Annotated in this window: 15 protein-coding genes and 2 pseudogenes; 9 read left to right on the top strand and 8 right to left on the bottom strand. The window is 59.4% G+C overall.

Annotated elements, in window-relative coordinates:
• Positions 1-290 precede the first annotated feature (290 nt).
• The gene (locus HMPREF3096_RS22620) at positions 291-1,295 is read right to left on the bottom strand and encodes an SDH family Clp fold serine proteinase (RefSeq protein ID WP_040210536.1); all 1,005 of its coding nucleotides are present in this window, start codon (positions 1,293-1,295) and stop codon (positions 291-293) included.
• Positions 1,296-1,440: 145 nt separating this feature from the next.
• Here HMPREF3096_RS22620 and HMPREF3096_RS31610 point away from each other — a divergent pair.
• A pseudogene (locus tag HMPREF3096_RS31610) lies at positions 1,441-1,637 on the top strand (helix-turn-helix domain-containing protein); the annotation flags it as partial.
• Between the two features lie 88 nt (positions 1,638-1,725).
• Here HMPREF3096_RS31610 and HMPREF3096_RS22615 read toward each other — a convergent pair.
• From HMPREF3096_RS22615 to HMPREF3096_RS22600, 4 genes and pseudogenes are all read right to left on the bottom strand, one after another.
• A complete protein-coding gene (locus HMPREF3096_RS22615; protein ID WP_064173824.1) occupies positions 1,726-2,826 on the bottom strand; it encodes a tyrosine-type recombinase/integrase in 1,101 nt (366 codons plus the stop codon).
• Positions 2,827-2,981: 155 nt separating this feature from the next.
• Positions 2,982-4,073: pseudogene (locus HMPREF3096_RS22610) on the bottom strand (AbgT family transporter); the annotation flags it as partial.
• 123 nt (positions 4,074-4,196) lie between these two features.
• Positions 4,197-5,642 carry a M20 family metallopeptidase gene (locus HMPREF3096_RS22605; protein ID WP_032730257.1) on the bottom strand — a complete coding sequence of 482 codons (1,446 nt, stop codon included), beginning with the start codon at positions 5,640-5,642 and terminating at the stop codon, positions 4,197-4,199.
• A complete protein-coding gene (locus tag HMPREF3096_RS22600; protein ID WP_012968332.1) occupies positions 5,642-6,952 on the bottom strand; it encodes a M20 family metallo-hydrolase in 1,311 nt (436 codons plus the stop codon). The genes HMPREF3096_RS22605 and HMPREF3096_RS22600 overlap by 1 nt, the downstream gene beginning before the upstream one ends.
• A 166-nt stretch (positions 6,953-7,118) precedes the next feature.
• Here HMPREF3096_RS22600 and HMPREF3096_RS22595 point away from each other — a divergent pair, with 166 nt between their 5' ends.
• Together HMPREF3096_RS22595 and smrA are read left to right on the top strand one after the other, a co-directional pair.
• Positions 7,119-8,027, top strand: coding sequence for a LysR family transcriptional regulator (locus HMPREF3096_RS22595; protein WP_008805057.1), 909 nt, complete (start codon positions 7,119-7,121; stop codon positions 8,025-8,027).
• A gap of 101 nt (positions 8,028-8,128) precedes the next feature.
• Positions 8,129-8,692: a DNA endonuclease SmrA gene (smrA, locus tag HMPREF3096_RS22590; RefSeq protein ID WP_008805056.1), complete on the top strand. Its 564-nt coding sequence runs from the start codon at positions 8,129-8,131 to the stop codon at positions 8,690-8,692.
• On the opposite strand, the gene HMPREF3096_RS22585 is transcribed toward smrA, so the two are convergent.
• Entirely contained in the window at positions 8,689-9,495 is an 807-nt protein-coding gene (locus tag HMPREF3096_RS22585) for an IclR family transcriptional regulator domain-containing protein (protein ID WP_008805055.1), read from the bottom strand. The two genes, smrA and HMPREF3096_RS22585, sit on opposite strands and share 4 nt — an antisense overlap.
• A 169-nt stretch (positions 9,496-9,664) precedes the next feature.
• Here HMPREF3096_RS22585 and HMPREF3096_RS22580 point away from each other — a divergent pair, with 169 nt between their 5' ends.
• Genes HMPREF3096_RS22580 through pcaC form a run of 6 tightly spaced genes read left to right on the top strand, consistent with a single transcriptional unit; the run spans position 9,665 to position 14,729 of the window.
• Complete coding sequence (locus HMPREF3096_RS22580; RefSeq protein WP_032730258.1) at positions 9,665-10,351, top strand: 3-oxoacid CoA-transferase subunit A; 687 nt, start codon at positions 9,665-9,667, stop codon at positions 10,349-10,351.
• A gap of 10 nt (positions 10,352-10,361) precedes the next feature.
• Positions 10,362-11,018 (top strand): 3-oxoacid CoA-transferase subunit B, encoded by a 657-nt coding sequence (locus tag HMPREF3096_RS22575; RefSeq protein WP_012541879.1) that lies wholly within the window; start codon positions 10,362-10,364, stop codon positions 11,016-11,018.
• Positions 11,019-11,028: 10 nt separating this feature from the next.
• On the top strand, positions 11,029-12,231 hold the full coding sequence (gene pcaF, locus HMPREF3096_RS22570; protein WP_070544613.1) for a 3-oxoadipyl-CoA thiolase: 1,203 nt from the start codon (positions 11,029-11,031) through the stop codon (positions 12,229-12,231).
• Between the two features lie 9 nt (positions 12,232-12,240).
• Positions 12,241-13,593, top strand: coding sequence for a 3-carboxy-cis,cis-muconate cycloisomerase (locus tag HMPREF3096_RS22565; RefSeq protein ID WP_070544612.1), 1,353 nt, complete (start codon positions 12,241-12,243; stop codon positions 13,591-13,593).
• Positions 13,583-14,350 carry a 3-oxoadipate enol-lactonase gene (pcaD, locus tag HMPREF3096_RS22560; RefSeq protein ID WP_012968330.1) on the top strand — a complete coding sequence of 256 codons (768 nt, stop codon included), beginning with the start codon at positions 13,583-13,585 and terminating at the stop codon, positions 14,348-14,350. Before HMPREF3096_RS22565 ends, pcaD begins: the two co-directional genes overlap by 11 nt.
• The gene (pcaC, locus tag HMPREF3096_RS22555) at positions 14,340-14,729 is read left to right on the top strand and encodes a 4-carboxymuconolactone decarboxylase (protein ID WP_008805049.1); all 390 of its coding nucleotides are present in this window, start codon (positions 14,340-14,342) and stop codon (positions 14,727-14,729) included. Before pcaD ends, pcaC begins: the two co-directional genes overlap by 11 nt.
• Before the next feature lie 490 nt (positions 14,730-15,219).
• Here the strand turns inward: pcaC and HMPREF3096_RS22550 are convergent, their stop codons facing one another.
• On the bottom strand, positions 15,220-16,836 hold the full coding sequence (locus HMPREF3096_RS22550; RefSeq protein WP_032730260.1) for a mechanosensitive ion channel family protein: 1,617 nt from the start codon (positions 16,834-16,836) through the stop codon (positions 15,220-15,222).
• A 164-nt stretch (positions 16,837-17,000) separates the two neighbouring features.
• The coding region (locus tag HMPREF3096_RS31605; RefSeq protein ID WP_228704557.1) for a FumA C-terminus/TtdB family hydratase beta subunit at positions 17,001-17,642 on the bottom strand (642 nt) is incomplete at its 5' end.

The raw sequence follows: 17,642 nt of genomic DNA, 5'->3' as shown, positions 1-17,642 counted from the left end.
ACGTAAAACGCAACTTTCACGGTTATGCTGCTTTCATGATGTTAAGTGCAGCGTCAACTCTCCTTAGCTTTACCATCAGAATTGACAGGTAACAGGGAATCCCGCCAGTTATGAGCTGGCGGGGCAAGCATCAGGATGCGCTTGAAGAAGAGCTCTGCGAGTAACCAGCGAATTTATTAAAATTATTTTGTAGATGTGTAGTTGTCGTTTTTGCTGACGAGTCAGCAGCTTTAGGGGATGAGCTGCTGTTAAGTGATTGCTTTAAATTACCCACTTCCAAAATTTTTGTATTAAGGTTCATCATGACGTTTCCAGCCCTCGTAACTAACTGTGTTGTTGATAGCAAACTGCTGCATTGGTGGTGGAGATACCTGAACTTTCTGCAACAGCCCTTGAGTTCGCATCTGGTAAGAACACGTATCTGTAGACTCTACTAATGCTCTAATGGCTGTATATTGCTGTTGAGGAGCAGAGCCAAGCGTGGTATTGACATCAAAAGGCTTACCAAGTTCCAGCTCGCTCTTGATATCAACATAGATAGAATTAATCAAGCCATATAATGTTTCTGAGGGTTTTTCTATTGTAAGCCCAAGATCATTTGTGGCTTCTCTTCTGCTGATAGTGTAGTCGTGGCTACCAGAATCCGTGCAAAGAAAGCTCACAATCCGCTCAATCTTATCCTGTTCAGATACCTGGTGTGTCAGAAGCCTTCTGGCGAGCATCTGAATTTGAGTTTGTGCCCGATAAACGCTTCCTAACACAAGGGGATGCACTTTTTCGCTCAGCTTAAGAAGGATATTGATAGCATCTTCCGGTTTTTGAATGCCTAACTCATCCTTGGCCAAGGAAAGATAAGCCTTGATATCTTCGACACTTACCGGGGAAATATTTGTCTGTCCATTAATTGTTACAACTGGATTTAGAGGGGATGTAAGGCTTGGATCTATAGGGCCAAGGGTGGCCTGCTTTGTCATCACTATCCTGTTAGCTCCAAGAGCCATAATAGTTCCAGCACTGAGGCATTTTGAGGGAATTATTACTTCGAGTTCATCACAAAATTGCCTGAGCAGATTAACTAGGCTCCATGCTGTAAGAGTTTCTCCCCCTTTAGTGTAAAGAAGTAAAGATATTTTTGGGGTTACGCCAATTTCATCTAAGTGATTCACAAAGAAATCATAAACTTCAGAATGGATTTTCGTTTCCATGCCAGGTCTGTCACCGGTTACATAAGTGATAACTTTCGACCCACGCTCTCTTTCAAGATCACGATACAACGCCTGTCTATCTGTAAACATCTTCAATCCTTTTTATTGTTAGTTAAGAGCATTTACATCACTTGTCCATCCTCTTGAAACCAAGATTATCGTGGACAGAACTAAAATTGTTAAAGTAAGTACACACAATATATCTCCTAAAAATATTTAGTAACATCCTGATAAAAGATCAGTGATCGCGGCTTTCCATAGACAGGGGCGCATAGGCGGCCGCCGCAGAATGATGACCAAGGAGGTAGTGGAACGCTGCCGCCAGATGCTTGCGAACGGCTCTACCCGACAACAGATCGCAGATGTTATAGGGGGGGAGTGAAGACGATTTATAAAGATTTCCCGGATAGCATACTGCATGAGGCTGGGTGAGGATTTGGTGTAAAATCCCACCCGGCAGCAGCATGCATTAGTTGCCGGGTGGGCGTGGGCTCAGGCAGGGGGAGCACCGCTTTTGATTCTACTCAATGTTTTTGCTTTTCTGCAACTTATCGAATTTCTCATGCAGCGTTTTCGGAAATAGCTCAGTGTAAACCTGCCACAATATATTGAGTGAACGATGTCCTGTGACCTGCGCCACCTCTTCAATACTGAATCCTGCTTCAAACAGACGGCTTGCCCCTTCGCGCCGTAGATCGTGATACCTCAGATCCTCAATCCTCAACTCGTCACGAACGCGCCGATACATGGCTGTTATACTTTTCGGATTGAACGGGAATACCCTGTCGTCAACACGAGGCTGCATCGTCAATATCCTCCAGGCATCACCAAGTAAGGGCACTAACATGTGGTTGCCGATTTTTTTCCTCGGGTCCTTCCTGTCTCTAACGATAACAGAACGCTGAATATCGTCCACATCCTCCCAGAGAAGACGACAAACCTCTCCAACCCTCATACATGTAAGTATGGAAAACATAAATATTTGATGTAATGGCGCCCCGGTGTATGCCGTTTCGGCCTTAACTTTAAGAACTTCATACAACCGATCAACCTCGGTAGCACTTGCGCGGCGACTACGTCGCTGTGAAGGACCTGTGATCCCCATATTTCTCAACCAAACTTTAGCGTCAGATAATTCGTTCAAATTAGCTGGGGCGCCAAAAAGTGGCTTGGCCGCTTCAAGCGCAACACTTAAATACGATACGTCCTGAGAGATAGTGGAAGGCGCAAGTCCTTGCGCTTTTCGGGTCTGGCAGTGCTCGATAATATGTTTTGCGGTCAAGTCCGTAAGTTTGATTTCTGCCAGAAAGGAACGGCCAAGGGTGCGGAGAGAGCTTCTTTTTGATGCGCCGAGCGTTATGTTTGGGTGGTTTTCATACTGAGTAAGCAGGTCACCAACAGTTATAACAGAGATCTCTTTCATCTCTTTTTCTGGCTCTGGGAGACCATGCTCTTCAATGTATGCTACACGTTTAGCCCCCCAGGACTTCGCAAGGGTGTTCTTGGAGAAGGTTTTGTTCTCCCGGTGGACGTACTTACCATTTTGTTTAACGGCTACAGTACAGCGATAACGGGCAGTTCCATCACTGCGTAATCTTTTCTCTATGGTGAAGAAAGCCATATCCAAACCTTAAACTGTGGGGTGCTGTGTGGGGTGCTGATAACAACATAATGGGTTAAAACGGGTGAAAACAGCCTAAAATATAACTGTCTCGATATCCAGTGTATTTTTATATATGACTGATATTGTTATATATATTTTATAGGGTCTGATTTGTGGCTACGATTGAACATCGCCACGAACTGCGCCAGCGGGAAGACCATCACGATAAACCCGGCCATCTCTTTCATCGGCTCAATCATCAGCTGCGGCAGGTCGGCCTGGCGGCGAATTTTGCCGGTGGCGATGCCGTATGCCAGCGACACGACAAAGAAGAAAAAGATAATCAGCGGCACGATGCCTTTGATAAACGGCGAGGGCATGACCGTATGTTGAACCGGGTCGCGAAGAATACCGTTCTCGGGGACCACCATCAGGGCGACGACCGCCACGAATACCAGCGTTGCCACGCCGGCGATGCGCAGGCCGAAACGCTCCTCGGGCGTCAGCGTCTGCAGCTTTTCATCACGACTGCCTTGCCACTGCCCCAGCCGAGGCTCCACCAGCTTATCGGTGATCAGTCCGCCGACGAGCGTCAGAACGATCACCGAGGTCGCCATAAAGTACCAGTTGTCGATCACGCTGACGTGCAAAGAGGCATCGATGGATTTTGCCGCCTCGGTGCTGATCCCTGAGAGCAGTACGTCGGTGGTGACAATCAGTAAATTGGCGGTAAAGCCGCAGCCCACGCCGGCAATCGCCGCCAACAGGCCGGCGACAGGATGCCGACCGACGGCGAGGAACATCAGCGCGCCCAGCGGCGGCATAATTACCAGCGCCGCGTCGGAAGAGATATGGCTGAAGAAGGCGATAAACAGCACCATATAGCTGGCATAGCGGGCGCTGACGTGAGAGGCCATCTTCACCATTAGCGCGGGTAACAGACCCACCCGCTCGGCGAAGCCAGCGCCCAGCACCAGGGCGAGGATCGCCCCCAGCGGCGCGAAACCGCTGAAGTTTTTAATGACGTTGGGCAAAAACCAGTGCAACCCTTCCACGCTGAGCAGATTTTTGACCACCACCCGTGAACCATCCGTAGGGTTCTGCACCCCGACGTTGAAGGCGGAAAGTATCGCCGTGGCCGCGATCAGCGCCACGATAAGATAGATAAACAGCAAAAACGGGTGCGGGACTTTGTTACCGATCTTCTCTACCCAGCCATAGCGCTTTCCGCCGGGGGAAGACGACGGTATGGATGACATACTCATGGGCGTTCCTCTGTTGTCGTTGTTGTGTTGGGCAGGCCTGCTCCCGTACTGCCGGCGGTTATTATGGTCGGTGCGTGCCGCGATGCCGGTCAGCGTTGGCCAGGAGTAGCCTGTCTTAAGTGGTTATCGTAAAACGGACGGACTCACCTCCGCCGGGATCGGGCAACGATAGGGGCGTTCGGCCAGTACCTGCCTGAGTTCTTGCTGGCTGGCCGCCAGCAGGGCGCTGTCGCTGAATAAACGGATCGCGGTCGCCGCGAGCACTTTCCCCGCCAGCAACATCCCTTTATGGGCAATGGAGGTTCTGCCCTGGCTCACCAGCTGCCAGCTGTGCAGCGGGGTTCCCACCGCGAAGCACGGGCTGAAGCACTGAGCCACCGGCGCTTTCCAGCTGACATCGCCGACGTCAGTGGAGCCGGCGAGGACGTTATCCGTGGCCGCCCAGGGCGCCACCTCATCAATCAGCAGCGTGTCGCGGTGGCGAAGAGCGAACGTTTTGCCTTCCTCCCCACTGGTGCCGGCAATATTGTTCAGGCTGTTGTTAATATCGTTGGCGCTGAGGGTGGCGCGTATCGCCGCGGCAAAAGCGCGCTCCTCGTCGCTCCAGGCGGGGGTACCGTAATGACAGACCGCCTGATACATCACCGCCTCAAGCGTGCGGTTGGGGAGATAGCTGGAGCAGGCTTTTTCAAAGCGGCAGCTGACGTGGGTCTCGGTCATCAGAGCGGCCCCCTGGGCAATCTTCTCGATGCGGGCGAAAATCTGCTCCGCGTCGGCCATCTCCGGCGCACGGATCAGATACAGCACTTCCGCCTGAGCCTGCACTACGTTGGGCGAGACACCGCCGGTATCGGTAATGGCATAATGGACCCGCGCCTTCTCGATGATATGTTCATTGAGGAAGTTGCTGCCGGTGGTCATCAGAGTGACGGCATCCAGCGCGCTCCGGCCCAGGTGCGGCGAATTCGCAGCGTGGGCGGCGGTGCCGGTAAAACGCCATGCCGCCTGAATATTGGCGAGGGTACGGGTGCTGAACATCCCGGCCCAGGCTTCCGGATGCCAGGTCAGCGCCGCATCGACATCATCAAACAACCCTTCGCGCACCATAAAGGTTTTTCCCGATCCGCCTTCCTCGCCGGGACAACCATAGAAGCGCAGCGTGCCCGCGCCGCCATGCTGTTGCAGCCAGGCTTTGGCGGCGACCGCCGCGGCGAATGCCGCCGTACCGAGCAGATTGTGCCCGCAGCCGTGGCCGTTGGCTCCCGGTGTCGAGGGTGTCGGTTCCGCGCAGTGGGCCTGCTGGCTGAGGCCCGCCAGGGCGTCAAATTCGCCGAGCAGGGCAATGACCGGTTGGCCTTCGCCGACGCTGGCGATAAAGGCATTCGGGATCCCACCCGCATCGCGAGTGAGCTGGAAACCTTCTGCCTCCAGCGCATCCGCCAGGCGTTGGGCGGACCAGTACTCCTCAAAGCGGGTCTCCGGGTGATCCCAGATGTCATCGGCGATGGCGCAGTACGTCTCGCGTCGCGTCTCAATCATCTCGTCCACAAACTGAAAAATGGCTTCCATTACACCCCCCGCTGCCAGGGAAAGTTAAGCGCAATACGCGCCAGAGTTTCTACCGCTAGCGCCATGACGCTCTCGTCGAAGTCAAACTTCTCGTTGTGGTGACCGGCGCTCAGTTGGGTGCCGAAGATCATGTACGAGGCGAGGCCGCCGCGCGCCTGGACCCGGGCCATCATCAGGGTGGCGTCTTCCGAGCCCGCCGGGGCGGCGATACGATCCACCGCCTGTTGCACGCCGGGCACACGGGCGGCCTGTTCGCGCAGATAGTCCACCCACGCCGGCGACGGCGCGCTGGCGGTCGCCGCACCCATCATGCGCAGTTCGTAGCGGGCTTCGTACATCGCCGCCGCCCCGGCGACGACGTGCTGCGCCCGCTCGAACACGTACTGGTTAATGGCTTCGCTTTCACCGCGGGTTTCCACTTTTAACAGCGCGGAAGAGGGCACCACGTTGCGCCCGGTGCCCGCCTGCATCACCCCGACGTTGACCCGCGAGGCGCCGGCGCTGTGCGGCGGGATGGCGTGCAGGCCAAGAGCGGCCTGGGCGGCTGCCAGTAGTGCGTTGCGCCCCTCCTCCGGCTTGCCGCCGGCGTGGGCGGCCACGCCGCTGAACTGCACGTCGAATTTAGTAGTGGCCATAAAGTTGTCGCCGCCGCAGACGACGGTACCTGCCGGCACACCGGTCCCGATATGGATCGCCGTGAAATAATCCACGTCATCCACCACGCCGGCGGCCACCATCGCCCGGGCGCCGCGGGTGCCCTCTTCAGCGGGCTGGAAAATCAGTTTGATCACCCCGTTGAGCTGCGCGGCATACTGCTTCAGGACATGCGCCAGGCCCAGCCCGATGGCGGTATGGCCATCATGGCCGCAGGCGTGCATCATGCCGGCGTTGCAGGAGGCGAAATGGTCGCGATGAGGGCGGTGGCTGTCGTCGTGCTGTTCATTGAGGTCAAGGGCATCCATATCGACGCGGAAGGCCAGGGTTGGGCCGGGACGTCCGGTGTCGAGCGTGGCGACCACGCCGGCGAAACCGCCTTCAAACGCCGGCAGCCAGCGCTCCGGCGCGCCCTGTTCGCGGGCGCGCTCGAAAGCCTGGGCCAGGGTATCCTCGTCCGGCAGCCCCATCCGGCTATCGGCATCGATGACATCGCGCCCCAGCGCCAGCTGATAGCCGAGCCCGTCGAGGATCTCCGCCACCTTGCTGGCAGTGCGGAATTCCAGCCAGCCGGATTCCGCGTGCAGGTGAAAATCACGGCGCCATTGGATCATGGCCGGCGCCAGCTGGTGGAGGTATTCATCAAGTTGCGGCATAGCTCATCCTGTCATAAGTAAAAAATGTGACGGCGTTCACGATGTGATAGCTTTTGTTTATCACTTACGTTTTACAGGCCGTATCCCACTTAACCTGCCATAGCCTGATGGATTACAGTAGATGTGATTTTCTTCTGTCTGATAAACAATGGTTATCACCGAAAGCATGGCATTTCAGATTAAATTTCATCATATCCGCGCCTTCGTCGAAGTGGCCCGGGAAGGGAGTATTCGCGGCGCCAGCCGGGCGCTGGCGGTCTCGCAGCCGGCCCTGACCAAAGCGATTAAAGAACTGGAGGAGGGGCTTTCCGCCCAGCTGTTCGTGCGCCGCAGTCAGGGGGTGGCGCTGACCGAGAACGGCGAAAGCTTTTACCAACATGCGAGCTTGATCCTTGAAGAGCTGCGGGCGGCGCAGGACGAACTGCTGCAGCGCCAGGGCGAGCAGGCCGGGCAAATTAATATTGGCCTCGGCGCCAGCGTCGCCCGGTCGCTAATGCCGTCAGTGATCTGCCGCTTTCATCAGCAGCATCCGCAGGTAAAGGTGCGGATTATGGAGGGCCAGCTGCTGGCGATGATCAATGAGCTGCGCCAGGGAGAGCTGGATTTCACCATCAATACCTATTACCCCGGGCCGTACGACCATGAGTTCAGCTTTGAGAAACTGTTTGAGAAACCGTTCGCGGTGTTTGCCCGCGCGGGACATCCGGCGGCGCAGGCCACCTCGCTGGGGGAGTTGATGGATCACCACTGGACCATGCCGACGCCGCGCGGCAGCTACTTTAAACAGCTGCAGGACCGGCTTAATCAGGCCGGGTTAGCGCCTAAGGTAGATATTGTTTGCGAAACCTTCTCGTCGTGCATTAGCCTGGTGGTGAAAAGTGATTTTCTCAGCATCCTGCCGGTGGAGCTCGGCAACGATCCGCTGATGGCGGACAAGCTGGTGATGATCCCTGTCCGCGACGTCTTGCCGACGGCCACCTATTATCTGATCCAGCGGCGCGATACCCGGCAGACGCCATTAACGGCGTCGTTAATCACGCTGTTTCGCCGCCAAAGCCGACAATTGTTTCCTTAATCGCCCGTCGCGCTCACTTTGCCAGCGAACGCGGCTAAACGCGTTGAGGGGGGAGCGCCGGGCGGCTATAGTAGCTGGCGACAGCCGCTGGAGGAGAGCCCATGAACCTTGATGACAAATCCCTGTTTCTTGACGCCATGGAAGATGTCCAGCCTCTGAAACGTAAAAATGACGTGCACTGGCATCCCGGGCGCAACAGCCGGGCCCCGCAGCGCGTCGATACCCTGCAACTGGATAATTTTCTCACCACCGGCTATCTCGATATCGTGCCGCTCGCCACGCCGCTGGAGTTTAAGCGTGAAGGGCTGCAGAGCGGCGTGCTGGATAAGCTGCGGCGGGGGAAATACAGCCAGCAGGCGAGCCTCTCCCTGCTGCGCCAGCCGGTGGAACAGTGCCGACAGATGCTCTTCGCCTTTATGGTGCAGGCGCAGAAAGAGGGGTTACGTAATGTGCTGATCGTTCACGGCAAAGGCCGCGACGACCAGTCCCACGCCAATATTATCCGCAGCTATCTGGCGCGCTGGCTGGAAGAGCTGCCGGAGGTGCAGGCCTTCTGCGCCGCGCTTCCACATCATGGCGGCAGCGGCGCCTGCTATGTCGCGCTGCGTAAATCGGCCGAGGCGAAGCAGGAGACCTGGGAGCAGCACGCCAAGCGCAGTCGTTAGCGCAGAAGCAGCGTCAGCTCGCGGGCGGCTTTTTGCAGCTCCGGCAGCACGCGATCGATCATCTCGCGGGCCGACATCTGGCCCGCATGCACCCCAACGTTCAGCGCCGCCTGGACCTGCCCCTGAGCGTTAAACAGCGGTACCGCGAGGGAGCGCAGGCCCATCTCCAGCTCCTGGTCGTTGAGGGCATACCCCTGCTGATGCACCCGTTTCAGTTCGGCGCGCAGCTTCGCCACCGAATCCACCGTCTGCGGGGTGTAGCGGATCATGGTCACCCGAGCCAGCATGTCGTTGAGCTTCTCCTCCGGCTGATGGCTGAGCAGCACCCGGCCCATCGAGGTCGCCCAGGCCGGAAGGCGGCTGCCGATATCCAGGTCGATGGTCATAATCCGCGAGCTGGAGGCGCGGGCGATATACAGAATATCGTCCCCGTCGAGGGTGGCGATGGAGCAGGACTCGTTGAGCATTTCGCTCAGATGTCGCAGCACCGGCTGCGCCGAACGCGCCAGCGGCGTCGAGGCCAGCCAGGCGTGGCCCAGCGCCAGGATCCGCGGTCGCAGCTGGAAATTCTTACCGTCTTCGGCATACACGAACCCCAGCTTGCTCAGGGTATACAGGCAGCGGCGCACCGCCGCGCGCGGAATGCCGGTCTTCTGGCTGATCTGCGAGATAGACAGCAGGGGCCGCTGCGGCGTGAACGCCTGAATCACCTCCAGGCCGCGCGCCAGGGAGGCCATAAAGTTAGGATCGCCCTTAAACGGATCGCCGTCGCCGGTCAGTAAATCGTCTGGATGCTTGTCCATTTCTGTTCCCCATATTTGCCATCGATCACATTCTTTCGCTAAAGATAACCGATGTTCGATTATCGCACCATATTTCGATTATCGCCCTTGACCGACATCGTTAAGCGGGTCACATTTTGTGCGAACAACGAATAAAAGTGCGATTACCGCACATCACTGGAGCGACCTGATGATTGATAAAAGCGTATCGACGCTGAGCGAGGCCATCGCCGGGATCCACGACGGGGCGACTATTATGATCGGCGGCTTTGGTCCCGCCGGCCAGCCGACCTTTCTGATTGACGCCCTGATTGACCAGGGCGCCCGCGACCTGACCATCATTAATAACAACGCCGGCAACGGGGAAGTGGGTCTCGCGGCGCTGCTGAAAGCCGGGCGAGTACGCAAGATGATCTGCTCCTTCCCGCGCCAGGTGGATTCCCAGATTTTCGATGACCTCTATCGCAGCGGCAAAGTGGAGCTGGAGCTGGTGCCGCAGGGTAACCTCGCGGCGCGGATCCAGGCGGCTGGCGCCGGGCTGGGGGCAGTGTTTACCCCCACCGGCTACGGCACACCGCTGGCGGAAGGCAAGGAGACGCGGGAAATCGATGGTCGCCATTACGTACTGGAATATCCGATTAAAGCCGATTTCGCGCTGATTAAGGCCCATCAGGGCGACCGCTGGGGCAACCTGGTCTATCGCAAGGCGGCGCGCAACTTTGGCCCGATCATGGCGACGGCGGCGAAAACCACCATCGTCGAGGTCTCGCAGCTGGTGCCGCTGGGCGACCTCGACCCGGAACACATCATCACCCCCGGCATTTTCGTCCAGCGTGTCTTCTCGCTGGAAAACCTGACTGCCGCACAACGCGCCTGAGGAGCCCGAGATGCAAAAACTGACCCGTGACGAAATGGCCCAGCGCGTGGCCCGCGATATTCCCGAAGGCGCTTACGTCAACCTCGGCATCGGCCTGCCGACCCGCATTGCCAATTACCTGCCCGCCGACAAAGAAGTGTTCCTGCACAGCGAAAACGGCCTGTTGGGGATGGGGCCGAAACCGCAGCCCGGGGAAGAAGATCCCGAGCTGATCAATGCCGGTAAAGAGTATGTCACCCTCCTGCAGGGCGGCTGCTATTTCCACCACGGCGACTCCTTCGCCATGATGCGCGGCGGCCATCTCGATATCTGCGTGCTGGGGGCCTATCAGGTCTCCGCCAGCGGCGACCTCGCGAACTGGAGCACCGGTGCGCCGGATGCGATCCCGGCCGTTGGCGGGGCGATGGATCTGGCCATCGGCGCCCGCCAGGTGTTCGTGATGATGGACCACCTGACCCGTGACGGCGAGTGCAAGCTGGTGGCGCAGTGCAGCTACCCGCTGACCGGCGTCGGCTGCGTCAGCCGGATCTATACCGACCTGGCGGTGATCGACATCACCGACCGCGGCCCGGTGGTACGTGAAATCTTTAACGGTCTCTCTTTTGAAGAGCTGCAGCGCATCACTCCGGTGGCGCTGACCTTTGAACAACTGGCGGAAAGCGCGTAAGGAACCTATGATGAATCAGGCATTTATCTGTGATGCGGTACGTACACCCTTTGGCCGTTTCGGTGGTACCCTGGCGACGATGCGCGCCGACGACCTCGCGGCGCTGCCATTAAAAGCCCTGCTGGAGCGTAACCCGGGACTGGATCCCTCGCGCATTGACGATGTGATCTTTGGCTGCGCCAACCAGGCCGGGGAAGATAACCGCAACGTGGCGCGGATGGCGCTGCTGCTGGCCGGGCTGCCGGAGAGCGTGCCCGGGAGCACCATCAACCGCCTGTGCGGTTCCAGCCTCGATGCGATCGGCGTCGCGGCGCGGGCGATTAAAAGCGGCGAGACGCAGCTGATGATCGCCGGTGGCGTGGAGAGCATGTCCCGCGCGCCGTTTGTGATGGGGAAAGCAGAGAGCGCCTTTAGCCGCAGCATGCAGATGGAGGATACCACCATCGGCTGGCGCTTTATTAACCCGCAGATGAAAGCCCTGTACGGCGTGCATTCCATGCCGGAGACGGCGGAAAACGTCGCCGATGAGTTTGCCATTTCCCGTGCCGATCAGGACGCGTTCGCCTTACGCAGTCAACTGCGTACCGCCGCGGCGCAGGAGGCGGGGCGTTTCGCCGATGAGCTGATCGCCGTCCAGGTGCCGCAGCGTAAAGGCGAGCCACTGCTGTTTAGCCGCGATGAGCACCCGCGCAGTACCTCGCTGGAGGCGCTGGCTAAACTGCGCGGCGTGGTGCGCGCCGACGGCAGCGTCACCGCCGGTAACGCCTCCGGCGTTAACGATGGCGCCTGTGCGCTGCTGCTGGCCAGCGAGACGGCGCTGGCGGCTCACGATCTTCAACCGCTGGCCCGGGTGGTCGGCGTGGCGACGGCGGGTGTTGCGCCGCGGATCATGGGCTTTGGCCCGGCGCCCGCGGTGCGTAAGGTGCTGGCGCAGACCGGCCTGACATTAGCCCAGATGGATGTCATCGAACTGAATGAAGCCTTCGCCGCTCAGGCGCTGGCGGTGACCCGTGATCTGGGCTTACCGGATGATGCCGCCCACGTGAACCCTAACGGCGGGGCGATCGCGCTGGGCCACCCGCTCGGTGCCTCCGGCGGCCGGCTGGCGATGACCGCGTCTTATCAGCTGAAACGGACCGGCGGCCGCTACGCCCTGTGCACCATGTGCATCGGCGTCGGACAGGGGATCGCCCTGATTATTGAACGTGTTTAAGGAGCCAGAATGAGTTTGTTGACCCCAATGCTGCGCAGCAGTCCGCTGACCGACTGGTTCAGCGACGCGCAGCGGGTGCAGGGCATGCTGGATTTTGAAGCGGCGCTGGCGCAGGCGCAGGCCGTCTGCGGGATGGTGCCGCCGGAAGCGGTCGGGCCGATTGTCGCGGCCTGCCGCCACGAGACCATCGATTTTGCCGCGCTGGGCGAGGCGGCGGTGGGGGCCGGTAACCTGGCGATCCCGCTGGTGAAACAGCTGACGGTACAGGTAAAAGCGCGAGATCCCGAGGCTGCGCGCTACGTCCACTGGGGAGCCACCAGTCAGGACGCCATCGACACCGGACTGGTGCTCCAGCTGCGCGGGGCGCTGGATGCCGCTGAGACCTTGCTTGAGCAGCTGTTGGCTGCCCTGGCTCTCCAGGCGGATCGTTATCGCGATACTGTCATGCCGGGTCGGACCTGGATGCAGCATGCGCTGCCGGTGACCTTTGGCCTGAAGCTGGCGGGCACCCTCGACGCGCTCCTGCGCTGGCAGCAGCGGCTGCGCGAGATGCGTCCGCGGCTGCTGGTGCTGCAGTTTGGCGGCGCCGCGGGCACTCTGGACGCGCTAAAAGAGAAAGGGCCGGCGGTTGGCCAGGCGCTGGCGCAGATCCTCGGTCTGTCGCTGCCGGATACCCCGTGGCACAGCCAGCGCGATCGGCTGCTGGAGGCGGGCGCCTGGTTTGCCGGTGTCTGCGGTACCCTGGGGAAATTCGCTAACGACTTCTCCCTGCTGATGCAGACCGAAGTGGCTGAGGTCGGCGAGCCGGTGGCGGAAGGCCGCGGCGGCTCATCGACGATGCCGCATAAGCGCAATCCGGTGGCCTGCGCGGCGATCCTGACCGCCGCCCAGCGTACGCCGGGGCTGATGGCGACCCTCTACGCCAGCCAGCTCCAGCAGCACGAGCGGGCGCTGGGCGGCTGGCAGGCGGAGTGGGAGACGCTGCCGGATCTGATTACTCTGGTGGGCGGGGCGCTGGCGCAAAGTGAAGCGCTGGTGCGCGATATGCAGGTCTTCCCGCAGAAAATGCGTGCCGATCTCGATATCACCCACGGGCTGATCATGGCCGAGGCGGTGACCCTGGCGCTGGCGGAATTCATCGGCAAAGCCGAGGCGCATCATCATATCGAGGCGCTGTGCCGTCAGGCGCTGGACCGTCACTCTCCGCTGGTCGATCTGCTCGCGGCTGACCCACAGGTCAGTCAGTATCTCTCTCGTGAACGCTTAACCACGCTGCTTGACCCGGCAACGGCGACCGGCAGCGCCGAACGCTTTGTGCGCCAGGTACTGGCGCGTTATCAGGAGAAACGTGATGAATCTTGATTATCAACTCGACGGGCCGGAGGGCGCGCCGGTTATCGTCCTCTCCAACTCGCTGGGCACCACCCGGGCGATGTGGCAGCCGCAGATCGAGGCGTTAACCGCCCATTTTCGGGTGCTGCGCTATGACACCCACGGTCACGGTAATACGACGAAAAATGGCAAAGTGACCCTCGCCCAGCTGGGGGAAGATGTGATTGCGCTGCTCGATCACCTGAATATCGACCGCGCCTGGTTCTGCGGGATCTCGATGGGCGGTCTGACCGGCCTGTGGCTGGGACGCTTTGCGCCAGAACGTTTTTATGGTCTGGCCGTTGCCAACACCGCGGCGCGCATTGGCGATCAGGCCAGCTGGCTGTCGCGGGCGCGGGCGGTACGCCAGGAGGGAATGGCGGTGGTGGCTGCCGGGGCGGCGGATCGCTGGTTCACTCATGCGTTTCGCCAGAAGGCGCCGGAGGTGGTGGAGGCGCTATGCCACCAGTTAACCCATACCGACGTCGAAGGCTATGCCGCCTGCTGCGAGGCGCTGGCCGCCGCCGACCTGCGGGGCGAAGTGGGGCAGATCCCGCTGCCGACATTAATTATCGCCGGTGAAAGTGACCCTGTCACTACGGTCAGTGACGCCAGTTTCCTGCAGCAGCAGATCCCCGCTTCCCAGGTGGTGGTGCTGGCGGCATCGCATCTGTCAAACATTGAGGCGCCGAAAAGCTTTACTTCGGCGCTGCTAAGCTTTTTCCAGGGGGAACGCCATGGAGGATAAACAGCGCTATCAGGACGGAATGACGGTACGGCGCAAAGTATTGGGCGACGCCCACGTCGACCGTACCCTGCAGCATCTGACGCCGTTGAATGACGAGTTTCAGGACTTTATCACCCGCTACGCCTGGGGTGAGACCTGGACCCGTCCGGGGCTCGACCACCACACCCGCAGCATGATCACCATTGCCATGCTGATTGCTCTCAATCGCGAGGCGGAGCTGAAGATGCATCTGCGCGCGTCGTTTAACAACGGGGTCACCCGCGATGAGCTGAAAGAGTTGATCATGCACTCTGCGCTGTACTGTGGGCTGCCGGCGGCGAATGCCACGATGCATCTGGCGCAGCAGGTGTTTGACGACATCGACGCCGCGCAGGGTTGAGTCGTCGTCCGAGTCGGATTGCCCGGCAGTCGTTGTAGGCCGGGTAAGGCGCAGCCGCCACCCGGCGAAATAACGGCACAACCGGAAATGTCCCTGTTCGCACTATGTTTGGCAGGGCTACAACTTCTATGTTAATTCCGGGCAGATTGCGCTCCCGGTTGATCTTCTGCGTTATGTCTCTTATGGCACAGGGGGCGGCCAGTCGCCGCCGCCCCCTGTACCCCCGGGCTCCGGCCAGCAAAATCGCCACTGCGCGGTCCCTTCGACTTATCCCTGCAGGCTGCCCCGGCCTTCCGGGAACGTCACAGCGATTTTGAGGCCGCCAGCACCGGCAGTTTCAGTCGCGCAAGTGGGTAAATGAGTGACAGGTCGCACGATCCGTAGGCCGGGCAAGGCGTTAGCCACCGCCCGGCACAAACGCGGCTCTGCGCTGGCTGTTCTTGCTCAGCGGTGAAGCCGCCACCCGGCGGAAATGCCGCTATATTAGCCCTTATTTCTCAGGCTCCTGCGGCGCGACGGCTGGGGCGGCGTACCAGGCCTCCTGCGGCACCACCACCGCCGCCTTGGGCTGCATCACAAAGTTCGGCGACATAATCTGCACGCCGAATTCGTTAAACACATCAATAATACTGCTATGCAACGCGTTGCGGCCATCCGGCAGCTTAGTTGTGGGGAGCAAGCGCACCTGCAGCTCATACGCGGTGTACCAGTCAAGCAACCCCAGCTTGCGAACTATCGGGGCGATTTGTTGATCCATCCCAGGGGTGCGTCTTGCCGCCAGCTCCAGCAGGGCATGCACCTGACGCCACGGCGTATCGTAGCCGATGGTGACGCTGGTGGTGAGATTGAACCCGCCGTCGGTGCTCTCGGCGCTGAGATTAATAATTTTCCCGCTCACCACCACGGCGTTCGGGACGGTGACAATGTAATTCTCACGGGTGAGGATCTTGGTCGCCAGCACGCCAATCTCGCTGACCTGTCCCTCATTGTCGGCGAGGCGGATCCAGTCGCCTTTGCGCAGCGCCCGGGAGTAGATCAGCACCAGGCCGCTCATCGCATGGGTCATCACCCCGGTCGACCCGAGAGTCAGCATCAGGCCGAAGAACACGCTAATGCCTTTGAAGGCGAGGGAGTTGGCGCCGGGGAGGAACGGGTAGGCGGCGGACAGGGCAAACAGCCAGATGACCACCGAGATCAACCGGCGGGTGGCGCTGACGGTTTCCGGATGGATGCCCGGCACCTGAATGCGGCCGGCGGCGACCTGGTCGAGAGCCACTTTCACCAGGCGAATGATGAGCCAGGTGATCAGGAAAATAAGCACCACGATCATCAGCCCCGGCAGGGAGGCGACAATCGACAGGGAGAGATCGCGGATCACGCCCAGCGACCAGTCACCCAGCGATTCACTCCACACCCGTGTCCAGGGAAACAGGCTGAAGGCCCAGCTCAGCCAGAGATAACTGGCCAGCATGCCGACGAGAATGACCAGCACAGCATAGAGTCGAACTTCAATATTGCCGAGATAGCGCCGCCAGTGCTGCGGGATGGCGCTGCGTTTTTCAAGGATCCGCAGCAGGAAAAAGCGCCGCACCCGCCGCCAGGCGCGGAAGGCGCCGTAGTAAAACAGCGCCAGCAGCAGCCCACCGGCCAGCGCTTTGCCGGCTGAAAGCAGCAGATAACGGTCGTTGAACTGTTCCTGCAGGCTGGTGCGCTGGGCCTCCATTCGCGCCAGCACCCGCTGGGCCGCCTGGTCGAGGGTTAAATCATCGCCCTCATCGAGATCCGCCTGGCTCAGCAGCAGCACCGGTTTGCCGTTCATCAGGAACAGCCGGCCTGGCTGACCATAGCGGATAACCGGCATGACCCGCAGCGGCTGGCGGATATCATCCTCGGTAAACGCGCGCAGGGCGCTGCGGGTACGCAGGACGCGCTCTTCGGGCGTGGTCTGGCCGAAAGTAGCCTGCAACATGACGACAGGTTGATGGAAAATCGTGACCGTGCGTGCCTGCTCGCGGGCGGTCGGCTGCTGTCGCGGTTCGGCAGCCAGCGCCGGCTTTAGCACCAGCAGCGCCAGCGCCCAGAGGATCACCACGCTCATCCTGTTCATAGAGGCACCTGAGAAAGAGAATTATTGTTATTTTTCAGCAAACAACGGACGGCTTGTAGTTGAGCATAGCCTGGCGCGAAATGAATTCAAGCTGGCGCGGCGTGGGCATAAAAAAAGCCGTCGCCCAAACGGCGACGGCCTGATATCAGCGTCAGAAGTGAGCGTTAGCCGTGCTGTTGACAGCCGGCACACTGCTTATTCTGGATCTGCTGGAAGAAGTCGTTACCTTTATCATCAACCAGAATAAACGCCGGGAAATCTTCCACTTCGATTTTCCAGATAGCTTCCATCCCCAGTTCCGGATAGGCCACGCACTCGAGGCTCTTAATGCTCTGCTGGGCGAGCACTGCTGCCGGGCCGCCAATGCTGCCGAGGTAGAAGCCGCCGTGTTTATGGCAGGCATCGGTCACCTGCTGGCTGCGGTTGCCTTTCGCCAGCATTACCATGCTCGCGCCGTGCGACTGCAGCAGATCGACATAAGAGTCCATGCGGCCTGCGGTAGTCGGACCGAGGGAGCCGGAGGCATAACCGGTCGGCGTCTTCGCCGGGCCCGCGTAGTAGATCGGGTGATCTTTGACGTACTGCGGCAGCGCCTCGCCGTTATCAATAAGCTCTTTTAGCTTGGCGTGGGCGATGTCGCGGGCCACGATGATGGTGCCGTTGAGGCTCAGGCGGGTGGAGACCGGGTGCGCCGACAGTTGCGCCAGGATTTCGCTCATCGGCTGATTCAGGTTGATGCTGACGACATTGCCTTCACCCTGCTGACGCAGATGTTCAGGGATATATTTCCCCGGATTGCTCTCCAG

Source organism: Klebsiella sp. HMSC25G12, from assembly GCF_001807705.1.
GTDB lineage: Bacteria > Pseudomonadota > Gammaproteobacteria > Enterobacterales > Enterobacteriaceae > Klebsiella > Klebsiella variicola.
The sequence above is the reverse complement of the archived record's forward strand: the minus strand, read 5'-3'. Positions and strand labels throughout refer to the sequence as shown.

Excerpts from the sequence above, each read along its gene's own strand:
- HMPREF3096_RS22620 (WP_040210536.1), bottom strand. The coding sequence starts at position 1,295 with ATGTTTACAGATAGACAGGCGTTGTATCGTGATCTTGAAAGAGAGCGT.
- HMPREF3096_RS22615 (WP_064173824.1), bottom strand. The coding sequence starts at position 2,826 with ATGGCTTTCTTCACCATAGAGAAAAGATTACGCAGTGATGGAACTGCC.
- HMPREF3096_RS22605 (WP_032730257.1), bottom strand. The coding sequence starts at position 5,642 with ATGGAAGCCATTTTTCAGTTTGTGGACGAGATGATTGAGACGCGACGC.
- HMPREF3096_RS22600 (WP_012968332.1), bottom strand. The coding sequence starts at position 6,952 with ATGCCGCAACTTGATGAATACCTCCACCAGCTGGCGCCGGCCATGATC.
- HMPREF3096_RS22595 (WP_008805057.1), top strand. The coding sequence starts at position 7,119 with ATGGCATTTCAGATTAAATTTCATCATATCCGCGCCTTCGTCGAAGTG.
- smrA (WP_008805056.1), top strand. The coding sequence starts at position 8,129 with ATGAACCTTGATGACAAATCCCTGTTTCTTGACGCCATGGAAGATGTC.
- HMPREF3096_RS22585 (WP_008805055.1), bottom strand. The coding sequence starts at position 9,495 with ATGGACAAGCATCCAGACGATTTACTGACCGGCGACGGCGATCCGTTT.
- HMPREF3096_RS22580 (WP_032730258.1), top strand. The coding sequence starts at position 9,665 with ATGATTGATAAAAGCGTATCGACGCTGAGCGAGGCCATCGCCGGGATC.
- HMPREF3096_RS22575 (WP_012541879.1), top strand. The coding sequence starts at position 10,362 with ATGCAAAAACTGACCCGTGACGAAATGGCCCAGCGCGTGGCCCGCGAT.
- pcaF (WP_070544613.1), top strand. The coding sequence starts at position 11,029 with ATGAATCAGGCATTTATCTGTGATGCGGTACGTACACCCTTTGGCCGT.
- HMPREF3096_RS22565 (WP_070544612.1), top strand. The coding sequence starts at position 12,241 with ATGAGTTTGTTGACCCCAATGCTGCGCAGCAGTCCGCTGACCGACTGG.
- pcaD (WP_012968330.1), top strand. The coding sequence starts at position 13,583 with ATGAATCTTGATTATCAACTCGACGGGCCGGAGGGCGCGCCGGTTATC.
- pcaC (WP_008805049.1), top strand. The coding sequence starts at position 14,340 with ATGGAGGATAAACAGCGCTATCAGGACGGAATGACGGTACGGCGCAAA.
- HMPREF3096_RS22550 (WP_032730260.1), bottom strand. The coding sequence starts at position 16,836 with ATGAACAGGATGAGCGTGGTGATCCTCTGGGCGCTGGCGCTGCTGGTG.